Annotated in this window: 15 protein-coding genes; 14 read left to right on the top strand and 1 reads right to left on the bottom strand. The window is 74.1% G+C overall.

The genetic code is table 11. From position 1 onward, the window contains the following. Nucleotide 1 precedes the first annotated feature (1 nt). The 3 genes from RKE38_RS12925 to rsmD all read left to right on the top strand — a co-directional run bounded on the left by RKE38_RS12925 (nt 2) and on the right by rsmD (nt 3,801). Nucleotides 2-2,176, top strand: a complete 2,175-nt coding sequence (locus RKE38_RS12925; RefSeq protein WP_316007898.1) for an ATP-dependent DNA helicase RecG — start codon at nt 2-4, stop codon at nt 2,174-2,176. A 187-nt stretch (nt 2,177-2,363) separates the two neighbouring features. Continuing rightward, a complete protein-coding gene (locus RKE38_RS12920; protein WP_316007897.1) occupies nt 2,364-3,140 on the top strand; it encodes an alpha/beta fold hydrolase in 777 nt (258 codons plus the stop codon). Nucleotides 3,141-3,225: 85 nt separating this feature from the next. Further along, nucleotides 3,226-3,801: a 16S rRNA (guanine(966)-N(2))-methyltransferase RsmD gene (gene rsmD, locus RKE38_RS12915; protein WP_316007896.1), complete on the top strand. Its 576-nt coding sequence runs from the start codon at nt 3,226-3,228 to the stop codon at nt 3,799-3,801. A gap of 95 nt (nt 3,802-3,896) precedes the next feature. Here the strand turns inward: rsmD and RKE38_RS12910 are convergent, their stop codons facing one another. Next, entirely contained in the window at nt 3,897-4,202 is a 306-nt protein-coding gene (locus RKE38_RS12910; protein ID WP_316007895.1) for a hypothetical protein, read from the bottom strand. A gap of 144 nt (nt 4,203-4,346) precedes the next feature. Here RKE38_RS12910 and RKE38_RS12905 point away from each other — a divergent pair, with 144 nt between their 5' ends. The 11 genes from RKE38_RS12905 (at nt 4,347) to smc (ending at nt 15,272) form a co-directional block, all read left to right on the top strand. After that, the gene (locus RKE38_RS12905) at nt 4,347-4,910 is read left to right on the top strand and encodes a hemerythrin domain-containing protein (RefSeq protein ID WP_316007894.1); all 564 of its coding nucleotides are present in this window, start codon (nt 4,347-4,349) and stop codon (nt 4,908-4,910) included. Between the two features lie 105 nt (nt 4,911-5,015). Further along, the gene (gene coaD, locus RKE38_RS12900; protein ID WP_316007893.1) at nt 5,016-5,519 is read left to right on the top strand and encodes a pantetheine-phosphate adenylyltransferase; all 504 of its coding nucleotides are present in this window, start codon (nt 5,016-5,018) and stop codon (nt 5,517-5,519) included. After that, complete coding sequence (locus RKE38_RS12895) at nt 5,516-7,672, top strand: acyltransferase family protein (RefSeq protein WP_316007967.1); 2,157 nt, start codon at nt 5,516-5,518, stop codon at nt 7,670-7,672. Before coaD ends, RKE38_RS12895 begins: the two co-directional genes overlap by 4 nt. A gap of 63 nt (nt 7,673-7,735) precedes the next feature. After that, entirely contained in the window at nt 7,736-8,308 is a 573-nt protein-coding gene (locus RKE38_RS12890) for a YceD family protein (RefSeq protein WP_316007892.1), read from the top strand. Nucleotide 8,309: 1 nt separating this feature from the next. Next, complete coding sequence (gene rpmF / locus RKE38_RS12885) at nt 8,310-8,504, top strand: 50S ribosomal protein L32 (RefSeq protein ID WP_316007891.1); 195 nt, start codon at nt 8,310-8,312, stop codon at nt 8,502-8,504. Nucleotides 8,505-8,605: 101 nt separating this feature from the next. Next, on the top strand, nt 8,606-9,382 hold the full coding sequence (gene rnc, locus RKE38_RS12880; RefSeq protein WP_316007890.1) for a ribonuclease III: 777 nt from the start codon (nt 8,606-8,608) through the stop codon (nt 9,380-9,382). Nucleotides 9,383-9,406: 24 nt separating this feature from the next. Beyond that, the gene (gene mutM, locus RKE38_RS12875; protein ID WP_316007889.1) at nt 9,407-10,357 is read left to right on the top strand and encodes a bifunctional DNA-formamidopyrimidine glycosylase/DNA-(apurinic or apyrimidinic site) lyase; all 951 of its coding nucleotides are present in this window, start codon (nt 9,407-9,409) and stop codon (nt 10,355-10,357) included. A 32-nt stretch (nt 10,358-10,389) separates the two neighbouring features. Beyond that, complete coding sequence (locus RKE38_RS12870) at nt 10,390-10,686, top strand: acylphosphatase (RefSeq protein WP_316007888.1); 297 nt, start codon at nt 10,390-10,392, stop codon at nt 10,684-10,686. A gap of 198 nt (nt 10,687-10,884) precedes the next feature. Beyond that, a complete protein-coding gene (locus tag RKE38_RS12865) occupies nt 10,885-11,112 on the top strand; it encodes a hypothetical protein (RefSeq protein ID WP_316007887.1) in 228 nt (75 codons plus the stop codon). Beyond that, complete coding sequence (locus RKE38_RS12860; protein ID WP_316007886.1) at nt 11,109-11,420, top strand: chorismate mutase; 312 nt, start codon at nt 11,109-11,111, stop codon at nt 11,418-11,420. The genes RKE38_RS12865 and RKE38_RS12860 overlap by 4 nt, the downstream gene beginning before the upstream one ends. Before the next feature lie 279 nt (nt 11,421-11,699). Next, nucleotides 11,700-15,272, top strand: a complete 3,573-nt coding sequence (gene smc, locus RKE38_RS12855; protein ID WP_316007885.1) for a chromosome segregation protein SMC — start codon at nt 11,700-11,702, stop codon at nt 15,270-15,272. Nucleotides 15,273-15,286 lie beyond the last annotated feature (14 nt).

The following is a 15,286-nucleotide window of genomic DNA, read 5'->3' as shown; positions in this document are numbered from 1 at the left end:
CGTGGTCGACGAGAGCACGAACCTGCGCTCGGTCGTCTCGAGCGCGGCCCCCAAGCTGGCCGCCGGCCGCGACCTGCACACCGTGGGCGACCTGCTGCGGTTCTGGCCGCGGCGCTACACCAGCTTCGACGCCGACCTGACGAGCCTGCACGAGGGCGAGTACGTCGTCGTGGTGGCCGACGTCCGCGACGCCGTCACGCGCCCGATGCGCAACCGCCGGGGCCGCATCCTCACCGCCACGATCACCGACGGCACCAACGACATGGAGGTGACCTTCTTCAAGCCGTACGGGCACGAGGGCCGCCTCGTCCCGGGCGCGCGAGCGATCTTCGCCGGCAAGGTGGGCCGCTACGGCCGGACCTGGCAGCTCACCCACCCCGACTACCAGATCCTGCCGCCGGACTCCGACGGCCTCGACGCGCGCCGACGGCTGCTGCCGATCTACCTGCAGGTGCCCAAGGTCCAGAACTGGACCGTCATCGACAGCCTCAACCTCGTCTTCGACCAGCTCGACTCGGTCGTCGACGTCGTCCCGGCCGACCTCGCCGCCGCGCGCGGGCTGCCGTCGCGGCTGGAGGCGCTGCGCGGCATCCACCAGCCCAGCGGCTGGCCGGAGGTGGAGCGGGCGCGCAAGCGGCTGCGGTACGAGGAGGCGCTGGTCCTGCAGACCGTGCTGGCCCAACGGCGGCACCGGCAGGCGCAGGAGAAGACGCTGGCCCGGCGCCCGCGCGAGGGCGGGCTGCTCGCGGCGTTCGACGCGCGGCTGCCGTTCGAGCTCACCGCCGGCCAGCGCGAGGTGGGGGAGGTGCTCGCCGAGGAGATGGCGCGCGACACCCCGATGCACCGGCTGCTCTTGGGCGAGGTCGGCTCCGGCAAGACCGTCATCGCGCTGCGGGCGATGCTGGCCGCCGTCGACGCGGGCGGGCAGGCGGCCCTGCTCGCCCCGACCGAGGTCTTGGCCGCCCAGCACCACCGGTCGATCACGGCGATGCTCGGCGACCTCGCCGAGGGAGGGATGCTCGGCGGCAGCGACATCGGCACCCGCGTCACGCTGCTGACCGGCTCGCAGTCGACCGCTGCGCGCAAGCAGGCACTGCTCGACGCGGCCTCCGGCGACGCCGGGATCGTCGTCGGCACGCACGCGCTCATCCAGCAGAACGTGTCCTTCTTCGACCTCGCCCTCGTCGTCGTCGACGAGCAGCACCGATTCGGGGTCGAGCAGCGAGATGCCTTGCGGGAGAAGGGGAACCAGCCGCCCCATGTCCTCGTGATGACCGCGACGCCGATCCCGCGCACCGTCGCCATGACCGTGTTCGGCGACCTCGAGACCTCGACCCTGAGCGAGCTCCCGCGCGGCCGTTCGCCGATCGCGACGCACGTCGTGCCCGGCGACAACGCCCGCTGGGTCGAGCGCACCTGGGAGCGCATCGCCGAAGAGGTGCGGGCCGGCCGGCAGGCCTACGTCGTCTGCCCGCGGATCGGCGGCGACGACAAGGGCGTCGAGGACGAGCCCTTCCTGCCGCAGGAGGTCGACGAGGAGGGCAACCCCGTCGAGGCCCCGCGCGAGCTCGCGAGCGTGTATGCCGTGGAGGCCACCCTGCGCGAGACACCGGCGCTCGCCGGCCTCACCATCGAGGTCCTGCACGGGCGGATGCCGCCGGAGGCCAAGGACGCCGTGATGGCGCGGTTCAACCGCGGCGAGGTCGACCTGCTCGTCTCGACCACGGTGATCGAGGTCGGCGTCGACGTGCCCAACGCCACGGTCATGGTGGTCATGGACGCCGACCGGTTCGGGGTCTCCCAGCTGCACCAGCTGCGCGGACGCGTGGGCCGCGGGCAGCACGCCGGCCTGTGCCTGCTGTTCACGAGCACCGACGCCGAGTCGGCCCTCGTCCGCCTGCAGGCGGTGGCCGGGACGACCGACGGGTTCGAGCTCGCCCGGCTCGACCTCGAGCAGCGGCGCGAGGGCGACGTGCTCGGTGCCCGGCAGTCCGGCGGGCGCAACTCGCTGGAGTGGCTGTCGATCCTGCGCGACGAGGCGCTGGTCGACCAGGCCCGCGAGGACGCCACCGCGCTCGTCGCCGCGGACCCCGAGCTGGCCGCCCACCCCGACCTCGCGGCCGCCGTCGCCGAGCAGGTGGACGAGCAGCAGGCCGCCTTCCTCGAGCGCGGCTGACCCGGCCCCTTCCCAGCCGGCCCCCCGGCCATGCACGCTCGTCGGCGCACAGACCTCCGTCCCACTACGCACGGATCTGCTCTCTGCGCACTCACACGCTCGTCTGTGCGCAGACCTGGGTGCCTGGAGCTGGAGCGCGCGGAAATGGGTTCGTGGGACCAGCGCCCGCGGGCCTAGGCTCCCCGCCGTGATCCTCGCCCATGACGTCGACGGTGACGGCCCGGCCGTCCTCCTGCTGCACTCCGGGGTCTGCGACCGCCGGATGTGGCAGCCACTCCTGCCCGCGCTGACCCGCGCCCACCGGGTGGTGCGGCCCGACCTGCGCGGCTTCGGGGACAGCCCCCTGCCGGGTGAGGTGTATGCCGACGCCGACGACCTCGCCGCGCTGCTCGACTCGCTCGGCGTCGCCGAGGCTGCGGTCGTGGGGTCGTCCTACGGCGGCCGGGTCGCCATGGAGCTCGCCACCCGGCACCCCGGCCGCGTGTCCTCCCTCGTCCTGCTCTGCCCGGCATACCGCGGCGTGGACCCCGACGAGGAGCTGCAGGCCTTCGGCGCCGAGGAGGACCGGCTGCTCGAGGCCGGTGACGTCGAGGGGGCGGTGCAGCTCAACGTCCGCACCTTCCTCGGGCCGGACGCCGACGAGGCGACCGCGGACCGCGTGGCGCAGATGCAGCGCAGGTCCTTCGCGGTGCAGCTCGCCGCCGACGCGCTCGAGCCGGGCCCGCAGCCGGAGCGGGTGGAGGTCGACCCGTCACGACTGGCTGCCCCCACCCTCGTCGTCTCGGGGGCGCTGGACCTCGCCCACTTCGGCGAGGTCGCCACCGTCCTGGCCACGCAGGTGCCCGGTGCCGAGCACGTCGAGCTGCCCTGGGCCGGCCACCTGCCCTCGCTCGAGCGCCCGGACGAGGTCGCGGCCATGCTCCTCGAGGCCCTCGAGCGCCAGAGCGAGGTGCGCACGTCCTGAGCCCCAGGTCCGTGAGCGGTCGCGGCGGCTCCCACCGCCGCGATCGCTCGAAGACCGGGGGCAGCCGGCGCGCTACGGTGCCGCCGTGACGCGCATCATCAGCGGCCGGGCCGGCGGCCAGCGGATCGCCACCCCGCCGGGCCAGGGCACCCGCCCCACGAGCGACCGGGTGCGCGAGGCGCTGTTCTCCCGCCTCGAGCACCTCGACGTCCTGCGTGGAGCCCACGTGCTCGACCTGTATGCCGGGTCCGGTGCCCTCGGCCTCGAGGCGGCCAGCCGTGGGGCCGCGTCGGTGCTCCTCGTCGAGTCGGACCGCGCCGCTGCGGCGGTCGCACGGCGCAATGTGGCGGCACTCGGCATACCGGGCACGTCGGTCCGCCACGCCACGGTGGCCCGCACGCTGGCGGCGCCGCCGTCCACCCCCTGCACCCTGGTCTTCAGCGACCCGCCGTACGACCTTCCCGAGGAGGCGCTGGCCGGTGACCTCGCCCTCCTCGCCGAGCACGGCTGGCTCGCGCCCGACGCCCTGGTCGTCGTCGAGCGCTCGTCCCGCTCGCCCGAGCCGCGCTGGCCCGCGGACTGGGAGCCCGAGGGGGAGCGGCGTTACGGCGAGACCAAGGTCTGGTTCGCCGGCCCGCGGCACCCCGAGGGCGTCGCCTGACCGTGGCCCCGCCTGACGCACCTCTGGCGCAGGCACGACGAAGGGGCCCCACCGCAGCAGCGGTCGGGCCCCTTCTGTGCGCGAGAGGTGGCGGCTCAGACCGTCGGCGGGGCCGCTCCGTCGGCGGGGGCGATGCTGAACTGCACGCTCCCGGCCTCGTCGACGGTGGCGTCGAGCACCTGGTCGCCGAGGGCGACCGCGGCCGTCTCGTCGAGGAAGACCTTGGCACCGTCGCGCTCGACGACGGCGTCACCGGGCTCGGCGGCCTCGGCGGTGGTGACGGTCAGCGCGCCGGAGTTGGCACCCTCGTGGCTGAAGCGCAGGCCGGCCTCGTCGGTGGGGAGGTTCTGCTCGACGAGGGTCTTGACGATCGTGCTGGCGTTCTCGGTCAGGGTGAGCATGAGCTCTCCTTGCGATGGAGGTCAGGACCTCTCCACCGTGTCGCAGCCCGGCCGAGGGGACAAACCGGGCGTCCGCTGGGTGGGACGCCAGCGGGAGGTCGTCCCCGGCGGGCGGCGAAGACGCAGGTGGGAGAGGGTTGGCCCATGACGCGATATGAGATCCCGCGCCCGATCGAGGGTGACGTGGTGGAGCTGATCCTCGACGACCACCGGCTGTTCGAGAGCCTGCTGCGCGAGCTGCGCGACGCCACCGCCGACCGCGAGGCCGCCCGGGCCGCCCTGTCCGCGGTGCTCATCGCCCACGGCGAGGCCGAGGAGGAGAAGGTCTACACGACCCTGCGCCGCAAGGACGCGATCGACGAGCACGAGGCGGAGCACGGCGAGGAGGAGCACGCCGAGGGCAACGAGGTGCTGCTCGCGCTGCTGGAGTGCAAGGGCACCGACACGCAGAAGTTCGACGACGCGGTCGAGGACCTGGCCACCGCGCTCAACCACCACATCGGCGAGGAGGAGCAGACCATCCTCAACCCCGCCCGCACCGACGTGTCCGAGACCGTGCGCCAGGAGCTCGGCGTCGCCTGGGCCCAGCGCCGCAACGAGCTCCTCGACGAGGACTGCGGCAGCGAGGCCAACGTCCGCCGGATCGTCGAGCGCGCCCACGACGAGGGGCTGCTGCCCGCCGACGACGAGGACGACGAGGACGACTGACCGCCTCGGCGAGGACGACCGAGTGACCCGGCGAGCGCGTGCCGCCGGGTCCGCGACGACGCAGCGGCGGCCGGCCAGACCGGCCGCCGCTGCTAGCGTTCCGGTGTGACCAGCCCCAGCCCGCGCCGGTGCGTCTGCCCCGGCTCGTACGACCCCGTCACCGCCGGCCACCTCGACGTCATCCGTCGTGCGGCTGCGCTGTGGGACGAGGTCGTCGTCGCCGTGCTGCACAACCCCGCCAAGCAGGGGGTCTTCACCCCCGACGAGCGGCGCGAGCTGCTCGCGGACGCGTGCGCCGACCTCCCGGGTGTGCGCGTCGAGGTCTTCGCCGACCGGCTGCTCGTCGACGTCTGCCGTGACGTCGACGCCGCCACCATCGTCAAGGGGCTGCGCGGGGACACCGACTTCGCCTACGAGCTGCCGATGGCGCTGATGAACAAGCACCTCACCGGTGTCGAGACGGTCTTCCTGCCCGGCGACCCGGCGTTCGGCCACGTCTCGAGCTCGCTGGTCAAGGAGGTCGTCCGCTACGGCGGCGACGTCAGCGGCCTGGTGCCCGACCCCGTCCGCGACGCCCTCGTCGACCGGCTGCGCAGGCGCGAGCCCTGACCGCCGCACCCCGACGGGGGCACGGCTTCCGGCCCGACATCGAGGGGCTGCGGGCCGTCGCCGTCCTGCTCGTCCTCGCCTACCACGCGGGCCTGCCGGTCCCGAACGGCTTCCTCGGCGTCGACGTCTTCTTCGTCATCTCCGGCTTCCTGATCACCGGGATCCTCGTCCGCGAGCTCGGCTCGACCGGCACCATCTCGTGGGCCCGGTTCGTCGGCCGACGCATCCGTCGCCTGCTGCCCGCCGCGATCCTGGTGCTCGTGGTCACGGCCGCCGTGGCATACCTCGTCGTCCCCGGGCTGCGGCGCCGCGAGGTCGGCACCGACGTCGCGGGCGCCGCGCTCTACGTCGTCAACTGGGTGCTCGCGCACCGCGCCGTCGACTACCTCGCCGCCGACAGCACGCCCTCGCCCGTGCAGCACTTCTGGTCGCTGGCGGTCGAGGAGCAGTTCTACGTGGTCTGGCCGCTCGCGCTCATCGCCCTCGCGTGGTCGGTGCGCCGGCTGCGCCGCTCACCGCGGGCGCCCTCGCCGGCTGCCGTCGGCGGCCTGCTCGCCGCGATCGCGGTGCCGTCCTTCGCGTATGCCGTGTGGCTCGGGGCAGTGGACCCGTCACGCGCGTACTTCGTGACCACCACCCGCGCCTGGGAGCTCGGGGTCGGTGCCGCCCTCGCGGTCTGGCTGCACGCGCGCGCCGACCGGGACCCGGGCCCGGCCACGCTGCCGGCCCCGGACGCAGAGCCGGGCGCAGACCCGGCCGCGAGCCCAGTCGCCCCCACCGGTGCGCGCACGACGGCCGCCATCGGCTGGGTCGGACTCGTCGCCGTCCTGGGCAGCGCGTTCTGGCTCCCTCCGCACGCGGTCACCCCCGGCCCGTGGACGCTGGTGCCGACGCTGGGCACGGCCGCGGTCCTGTATGCCGGGTGGGCGGGCGTGCCCGCCGGGCCGGTCCGTGTGCTCGGCCTCGCGCCGATGGTCCGGGTCGGCGGCCTGTCGTACTCGATCTACCTGTGGCACTGGCCCGCCGTGGTGCTCGCCGACTGGGCGGCCGACGGGCTCGACCCGCGGGTGCGGGTCGCGGTCGTGGCCGCCTCGCTCCTCCCGGCGTGGGCAGGCCACCGCTTCCTCGAGGCGCCCGTGCACCACAGCAGGGTGCTGGCCACCCGCACGCGTCCCGTCCTGGTCCTGGGCCTGGCGCTCTCGCTGACCGGGGCACTGGCGGCCGTGCCGCTCCTGCGGGTGCAGTCGCCCTTCCGGACCGCCCCGGTGGCCGGACCCGTGCCCGCTCCCGAGTCCCTCGGTGCCGGGGTCCTCGGAGCCGAGCCGACGAGCGACCCCAGCCGGTTCGCCGTCGACGACTGGGGGTGGCTGACCCCCGACCCGCAACTGGCCGGCAAGGACCGGCCGGCGGCCGACGTCGACCACTGCCAGGTCGACCGCCTGGCCCGCGAGCCCGTGCGGTGCGACTTCGGCGACCCGGCAGGCGCCCGCACGGTCGCCCTCGTCGGGGACTCCAAGGCGATGCAGTGGCTGCCGGCCGTGCAGGTGCTCGCCTCGCGCCACGGCTGGCACGTCGTGACCTACGGCAAGTCCTCGTGCGCGTTCGCACGCGGGAACGCCCAGCAGGCGGGGGAGCCGTACGAGGAGTGCGACGCCTGGAACGCCAGGGTGATGCAGCGCCTCCGGGCCGACCCACCCGACCTGCTGCTCACGTCGAGCTACGCCACCACCGCCTGGGACGGCAGGCGCCCCAGCCGCGACGCGCTCGTCGACGGGCTCGCGGCCCGCTGGTCGGAGGTGCGCGACCTCGGCGTCCCGCTCGCCGTCCTCGGCGACAGCCCGCTGTCCCCGGACGACCTCGACGTCTGCACCGCCCGCCACCCGCACCGGCTGAGCCTGTGCTCGTTCGACCGGGCGCCTGCGGTCGAGGGCAGCGGGCTGCCGGTGCAGCGCGCCGCGGCGGCGGCGTCGGGGGTCGAGCTGCTCGACCTCACCGACTGGATCTGCCCGGCGCAGCGCTGTCCCGTGGCCATCGGGCACGTCACCGTCCACCGGGCCGGGGACCACCTCACGGCGACCTACGTGCGCACGATGGCGGGCGTGCTCGGTCGTGCCCTCGAGGCGCATTTGGGCGAGCAGGCAGGGCTCCGGTAACCTCGTGCGTCGGTCTGCGTCTCGTCCGGAGCGTGAGCCGAGCCCTCGACGTCTGCTGGAGCCATGAACCACCTCGACCCGCGCTCGCCCTTGGTCTTCGACACCAAGAGCCTGGGTCGGCGACCCGGTTCGATGGAGCTCGTCCAGCGTACGGCCGAGGCACCTGCCGACCTCGGCACGGACGTCATCGGGGTGCCCCAGGGCGACCCGGTCGAGCTGGACCTGCGGCTCGAGTCCGTCGTGGAGGGCGTGCTGGTCACCGGCTCGGCGACCGCCACCGCGACCGGCGCCTGCGTGCGGTGCCTGGACCCCGTCGCCGTCCCGGTGGACGTGCGGTTCCAGGAGCTGTTCGCCTACGCCGACCGTGCGGCCCACCACCGTGAGGTGGGGGCCGGCGACGACGAGACCGAGGAGTACACGCTCGAGGGAGACCTGTTCGACCTCGAGCCGGTGCTCCGGGACGCAGTGGTGCCCTCGCTGCCGTTCCAGCCGGTGTGCCGGGAGGACTGTCCGGGTCTGTGCTCCGAGTGCGGAGCACGCCTGGCGGACGACCCGGACCACCACCACGAAGTGATCGACCCGAGGTGGTCCGCGCTCCAGGCGCTGTCCGCCGACACCGAAGAGAAGAGGAACTGACGTGGCTGTCCCGAAGCGGAAGATGTCGCGCTCCAACACCCGTTCGCGTCGTGCGAACTGGAAGGCGACGGCGACCACGCTCACCACGTGCCCCCAGTGCAAGTCGCCGGCCCAGCCCCACCAGGCGTGCCCGTCCTGCGGCTACTACAAGGGTCGTCACTACACGCCGGCCGAGCGCACCGAGCACCAGGGCTGAGCTCCCTGACGAACGCGAGGTCCCCACGGTCCGCGGCGGCACCGCCGCGGACCGACGCGACGCAGCGGCCCGTCGACGACTTCGCCACACACCTCGCCGAGGTGTGCGGCGGCCCCGTCGACGAGTCGCTGCTTCTGCGTGCCCTCACGCACCGCTCCTACGCGTACGAGAACGGGGGCCTGCCCAACAACGAGCGGCTCGAGTTCCTCGGTGACTCGGTCCTCGGCCTCGTCGTCACGGACACGCTCTACGCCACGCACCCCGACCTGCCGGAGGGCCAGCTGGCCAAGCTGCGCGCGGCGGTCGTGAACATGCGGGCGCTCGCCGACGTGGCCCGCACCCTCGGCCTCGGCGACCACGTCCTGCTCGGCCGTGGCGAGGAGGCGACCGGCGGTCGCGACAAGGCCTCGATCCTCGCCGACACGATGGAGGCCGTCATCGGCACCGTCTACCTGTCCTCGGGGATGCAGGCCGCGGCCACGCTCGTGCACCACCTGCTCGACCCGCTCATGGCGCAGTCCGCCACGCTCGGCGCCGGCCTGGACTGGAAGACGTCCCTGCAGGAGCTGGCTGCCGCCTCGACGCTCGGGGTGCCCGAGTACCGCGTCGAGGAGGAGGGCCCGGACCACGAGAAGACCTTCCACGCCCGCGCCGTCGTCGGTGACGAGGTGCTCGGCGAGGGCACCGGCCGCTCGAAGAAGGAGGCCGAGCAGAAGGCCGCCGAGCTCGCCTGGCGTGCCCTGTCCGCGCGCGCCGGCCACCTCGGCGACGCTGACACCGGCGGCGCCGCCGCCGGTCGCGAGACCGGCAAGAGGCGTGACACCGGCGACGGTGACGCCACGGCCGAGGACGACGCCGCGGTGGGCTCGCCCACGTAGGCGAGCACCCGGCATACTCCCGCCGTGCCCGAGCTGCCCGAGGTCGAGGTGGTCCGTCGTGGCCTGGCCGACCACGTGGCCGGCCGCACGATCGAGACCGCTGCGTTCCATGGCACCCGCGTCGCGCGCCGGCACCTCGCCGGCCCCGTCGACCTCGGCGAGCGGCTCGCGGGCAACACCGTCGAGTCGGCCCGCCGCCGCGGCAAGTACCTCTGGCTCGTCCTGCGGACGCAGGAGGGGGAGCGGCAGGCGCTGCTCGCCCACCTCGGGATGAGCGGTCAGCTCCTGGTCGAGGACCCCGGCGCGCCCGACGAGAAGCACCTGCACGCGCGCTTCCGCTTCACCGACGGCGGGCCCGAGCTGCGGTTCGTCGACCAGCGGACCTTCGGCGGCATGGCGCTGGCCGAGCTGACCGGCGACCTGGTCCCGGAGACGATCGCGCACATCGCCCCCGACCCCTTCGAGCCCGCCTGGGACCAGGCGGCCGTCGTGCGCCGGATGAAGGCCAAGGACGTGGCGGTCAAGCGCGCCCTGCTCGACCAGACCCTCGTCGCCGGGATCGGCAACATCTACGCCGACGAGGCCCTCTGGCGCGCCCAGGTGCACGGCGAGCGGCTCTGCTCGTCGCTCAGCAAGCCGGTCCTGTCGGGGATCCTCGACCACGCCCGCGACGTCATGGCCGCGGCGCTGCTGCAGGGCGGCACGAGCTTCGACGCGCTGTACGTCAACGTCAACGGCGCCTCGGGCTACTTCGACCGGTCGCTGCACGCGTACGGCCAGGAGGGGCGGCCGTGCGACCGGTGCGGCACCCCCATCCGGCGCGAGGCGTTCATGAACCGCTCGTCCTTCTCCTGCCCGCGCTGCCAGCCGCGGCCCCGTCGCGCGGCCCCCGGCAGGGGTGGTCGGGCAGGTGCCGTAAGGGCCGCGCAGGGTGGCTCGCCGAGGGCCGGCCGGGGCCGGGCGGCTTCCACCTGACAGCCGGTTCCGGCGGAGGTACAACTGGAGTCATGGACGACAACGAGCCGGCGCGGGCGGTCATCTGGGTGCACGGACGGGTCCAGGGCGTCGGCTTCCGGTGGTGGACCCGGGCGCGCGCGCTGGAGCTGGGACTGGTCGGGCACGCCCGCAACGCCGGCGACGGCCGGGTGGAGATCGTCGCGCAGGGGCCGCCGCCCAAGATCCGCGAGCTCGTGACCCTGCTGGAGGAGAAGCCGTCCCAGGCGCTGCGCCCCGGCGACGTCCACACCTGCGTGTGCACCTGGGGCGCCGCGCGCGACGGGGTCGAGGGCTTCGTCGAGAAGTGACCCCGGCGCGGGGGCCCCCGTGGGTCCGGGTGTGGTGGAGGAGTGACGCACGGGCAAAAAGGGCACACCGGACGCCATTGACCCGCACCGGACTGCCTGCCACCCTGAGAGATGGCCCCGGTCGCCCCGTGGGGGGTGGGCCGCTCGGGCCGGGCCGCAGCTCGCGAACCCCCGCCGCCTGCGGAGAAGGAGTCGACCATGGCCAAGGCCCTCGTGGGCTACCGCGTGGCGAACGAGCCACGGCTGGTGCTCGAGACCATCGAGCTGCGTCGCAGGGTCCGCGACCTCGAGCACCTCGTCGAGGCGTTGCAGCGCGACAACGACCGCCTGCGCGACAACGACCGCGTGCGTGAGGGCGACCGCGTCCGTGAGGACGTGAGACAGCCGGACGTCGTGGGCGCTGCCGTGCCTACGATTGCCGGGTGACCTCACCCGTCCCGACCGACCCGGAGACACCCGCCGAGCTGGTGCGGCTGCGCGCCAGCATCGACAACATCGACGCCGCCCTCGTGCACCTGCTCGCCGAGCGCTTCAAGTGCACCCAGCAGGTGGGTGAGTACAAGGCGCGCACCGGTATGCCGCCGGCCGACCCCTCGCGCGAGGAGCGCCAGATCGCGCGGCTGCGCGCCCTGGCCGACGAGGCGGGACTCGACCCGACCTTCGCCGAGAAGTTCCTCAACTTCGTCATCGCCGAGGTGATCCACCACCACGAGGCCATCGCCGCCTCCGACTAACCTGCGTCCCGCCCAGAGGTCCCAGAGGTCTGGGACTTCGGCACCCACGGGGTCTGCCGCTCCGAAGTCCGGGACTTCGGGTCATCCCAGGGCCCGGAGAACCGAGGTCTGGGACTTCGGCGGACGCAACGCGCCGACGCGGCGTCAATTGCGTCACAGCAGGCACAGGCAACGCAGGTCGACGGAAGGTCCACGGCCCTCGTCGTGCCCGCGGGTAGGGTGGCCCCCGATCCGACCCCGTCCGACCACCCGCAGCCTTCCCCGGGAGCCACGCCGCTCGTGTACGTCAAGAGCCTCACCCTCAAGGGCTTCAAGTCCTTCGCCTCGGCGACCTCGATGCGGCTCGAGCCGGGCATCACCTGCATCGTCGGCCCCAACGGCTCCGGCAAGTCCAACGTCGTCGACGCGCTCGCGTGGGTGATGGGGGAGCAGGGAGCCAAGAGCCTGCGCGGCGGCAAGATGGAGGACGTCATCTTCGCCGGGACCGCCGGCCGCGCGCCGCTGGGCCGCGCCGAGGTCGCCCTGACCATCGACAACACCGACGGCGCGCTGCCGATCGACTACACCGAGGTCACCATCAGCCGGACGATGTTCCGCAACGGTGGCTCGGAGTACGCCATCAACGGCACCTCCTGCCGGCTGCTCGACGTCCAGGAGCTGCTGTCCGACAGCGGCATCGGCCGCGAGATGCACGTCATCGTCGGCCAGGGCCAGCTCGACACCGTCCTGCGCGCGACGCCCGAGGAGCGACGCGGCTTCATCGAGGAGGCCGCGGGGGTCCTCAAGCACCGCAAGCGCAAGGAGAAGGCGCTGCGCAAGCTCGAGGCGATGGAGGCCAACCTCACCCGGGTCAGCGACCTCACGGGCGAGATCCGCCGTCAGCTCGGGCCGCTGGGCCGCCAGGCCGAGGCAGCCCGCCGGGCCGCGGTCATCCAGGCCGATGCCCGCGACGCCCGCCTGCGCCTGCTGGCCGACGACCTCGTCCAGCTGACCTCGACGCTCGAGCAGGAGGTCGCCGACGAGACCGCCCTGATCGCCAAGCGCACGGAGGTCGAGGAGGGCCTGGCCGAGCAGCGCAGCCGCCTCGCCACGCTCGAGCAGCAGGCCGCCGACGCCGCCCCCGAGCTGTCCCGCGCCCAGGAGCGCTGGTTCGCCCTGCAGCAGCTGCGCGACAAGCTCACCTCGACCGAGTCGCTCGCCGCCGAGCGTGTGCGCCTGCTCAGCCAGGACACCGCCGACGAGCAGACCACCGGCCGCGACCCCGAGGAGCTGCGCGCGCAGGCCGCCGAGGCCCGCCGCCAGGAGGAGTCGCTGCTCGCCGAGGTGCGCGAGGCCAAGGACGCGCTCCAGTCCGCCGTGTCCGCCCGCGAGGAGCTGGAGCGGGCGTATGCCGCGGAGCAGCAGCGCCTGCAGCGCCTCGCCCGCGCGGCCGCGGACCGCCGCGAGGGGCTGGCCAAGCTCGCCGGCCAGGTCGGCGCGCGCAAGAGCCGCATCGAGGCCGGGGAGGCCGAGATCGGCCGGCTGCGCGGCGTCGTCGAGCAGTCGCAGGAGCGGGCCCGCGCCGCCGAGAAGGAGTTCTCCACCCTCGAGGCCTCGATCGCCGTCGAGGAGGAGGGCGAGGAGGGCCTGGACTCGACCTACGAGACCGCCGCCGCGGCCCTGGAGGAGGTCGAGGCCGAGGTCGAGCGGCTGCGTGAGGCCGAGCGCACCGCCGAGCGCGACCGCACCACCGCCAGCGCACGGCTCGAGGCCCTCGAGCTCAGCCTCTCGCGCAAGGACGGCGCGGCCACGCTGCTCGCCGCCGCCGACTCCCGGCACGGCATCGTCGGCTCCGTGGCCTCCCTGCTCCAGGTGCGCGGTGGCCACGAAGCCGCCGTCGCCGCAGCCCTCGGCTGGGCCGGCGACGCGCTCGCGGTCGAGTCCGTGGACAACGCGGCAGCCGCCCTCCAGACGCTTCGCCAGGACGACGCCGGACGCGCGGCGTTCCTCGTCGGGCAGACCGCCGCCGCCTCCGACCCGTCGAGCTGGCCGGCCCTCGAGGACGGCGCCGTCTGGGCCCGCGAGGTCGTCGACGCGCCTGCCACGGTCCGTCCGGCGGTCGAGCAGCTGCTCGACCGGGTCGCCCTCGTGGCCGACGCGGCCCAGGCCACCGCGCTCGTCTCCCGCGGTCAGGGCGTCACCGCCGTGACCGCCGAGGGCGACGTCTTCGCGCCGGGCTTCGTCCGCGGCGGTTCCTCGAGTGCGCCCAGCCTGATCGAGATCCAGTCGGCCGTCGACGAGACCCGCGACCGCGTGGCCGAGGCGACGCGTCGGGGCGAGCAGGCGCGGTTCGCCCTCACGGCCGCGCAGGAGCGCCACCGGGCCGCGACCGAGGAGGTCGAGGCCGCGCTGGAGGCGCTGCACGAGTCCGACGCCAAGATGGCGGCGGTCGCCGAGCGGCTCGGCCACCTCGGCGCGACCGTCCGGTCCGCCCGCGCGGAGTCCGAGCGCACCGAGCGCGCGATCGCCGACGTGGAGGCGACCCTCGAGGCCGACCGTGCCGAGCTCGCCGCCCTCACCGAGCGGCTCGAGGAGGCCGGCGCCGAGCCCACCGAGGCCGACGACCCCAGCACCGACGAGCGCGACCGCCTCGAGCTCGAGGCGAGCCGGGCTCGCACCGGTGAGACCGAGCTGCGGTTGACGCTGCGCACCAAGGAGGAGCGGGCCCGGGCCCTCAAGGGCCGCGCCGACTCCCTCGAGGGTGCTGCCCGCAACGAGCTCGCCGCCCGCCAGCGGCTGGCAGCCCGGCAGGAGCGGCGCAAGCGCGAGGCCACGGTGGCCGAGGCGGTCCGGGGTGGGGCGGCATACGCGGTCACGCTCGTCACGACTGCCCTCGAGACCGCGGCCGAGCGGCGGACCCGCGCCGAGCAGGAGCGCACCGAGCGCGACTCCGCCCTCGCCGAGGTCCGCCGCGCCGTCGCCGCCCTGCAGGACGAGCTGCGCGATCTCACCGACACCGTCCACCGCGACGAGGTGGCCCGCACCCAGCAGCGGCTGCGGATCGAGGCGATGCAGGCCAAGGCCGTCGAGGAGCTCGGGATCGACCCCGAGGTGCTCATGGAGGACTTCGGCCCGCACCAGATGGTGCCCCACGTGCCCGGCCCCGACGACGACCCGGACGCCCTGCCCGAGCCGGCGCCGTTCGTCCGTGACGTGCAGGAGAAGCGGCTGCGCAAGGCCGAGCGGGCGCTGAACGCCCTCGGGCGGGTCAACCCGCTGGCGCTGGAGGAGTTCGCGGCGCTGGAGGAGCGGCACAAGTTCCTCACCGAGCAGCTCGAGGACCTCAAGAAGTCCAAGCGCGACCTGCTCGACATCGTCCGCGAGGTCGACGAGCGGGTGGAGCGGGTCTTCACCGAGGCGTACCACGACACGGCGGCGCAGTTCGAGCAGGTCTTCGGGCGTCTGTTCCCCGGCGGTGAGGGGCGGCTCACGCTCACCGACCCGTCCAACATGCTCACGACCGGCATCGAGGTCGAGGCGCGACCTCCGGGCAAGAAGATCAAGCGGCTCTCGCTGCTCTCCGGTGGCGAGCGCTCGCTCGTCGCCGTGGCGCTGCTCGTCTCGATCTTCAAGGCCCGGCCCAGCCCCTTCTACATCATGGACGAGGTCGAGGCCGCCCTCGACGACGCCAACCTGGGCCGCCTCATCACCCTGTTCGAGGAGCTGCGCGACTCCAGCCAGCTGATCGTCATCACCCACCAGAAGCGCACCATGGAGGTCGCCGACGCCCTCTACGGTGTGTCGATGCGTGGGGACGGTGTGACCACTGTGGTGTCGCAGCGCATCAGGGACGTGGCTGCCCAGAGCGCCTGACGGGGCGCGCCACG

It is taken from the genome of Phycicoccus sp. M110.8 (assembly GCF_032464895.1).
GTDB lineage: Bacteria > Actinomycetota > Actinomycetes > Actinomycetales > Dermatophilaceae > Pedococcus.
Note: the sequence above shows the minus strand (reverse complement) of the source record. Positions and strands in the feature narration are given on the sequence as shown.

Bases quoted from the DNA above. Each gene is read 5' to 3' on its own strand.
- RKE38_RS12870 (WP_316007888.1), top strand. From the start codon at position 10,390: ATGGACGACAACGAGCCGGCGCGGGCGGTCATCTGGGTGCACGGACGG.
- RKE38_RS12905 (WP_316007894.1), top strand. From the start codon at position 4,347: ATGACGCGATATGAGATCCCGCGCCCGATCGAGGGTGACGTGGTGGAG.
- RKE38_RS12865 (WP_316007887.1), top strand. From the start codon at position 10,885: ATGGCCAAGGCCCTCGTGGGCTACCGCGTGGCGAACGAGCCACGGCTG.
- RKE38_RS12890 (WP_316007892.1), top strand. From the start codon at position 7,736: ATGAACCACCTCGACCCGCGCTCGCCCTTGGTCTTCGACACCAAGAGC.
- RKE38_RS12910 (WP_316007895.1), bottom strand. From the start codon at position 4,202: ATGCTCACCCTGACCGAGAACGCCAGCACGATCGTCAAGACCCTCGTC.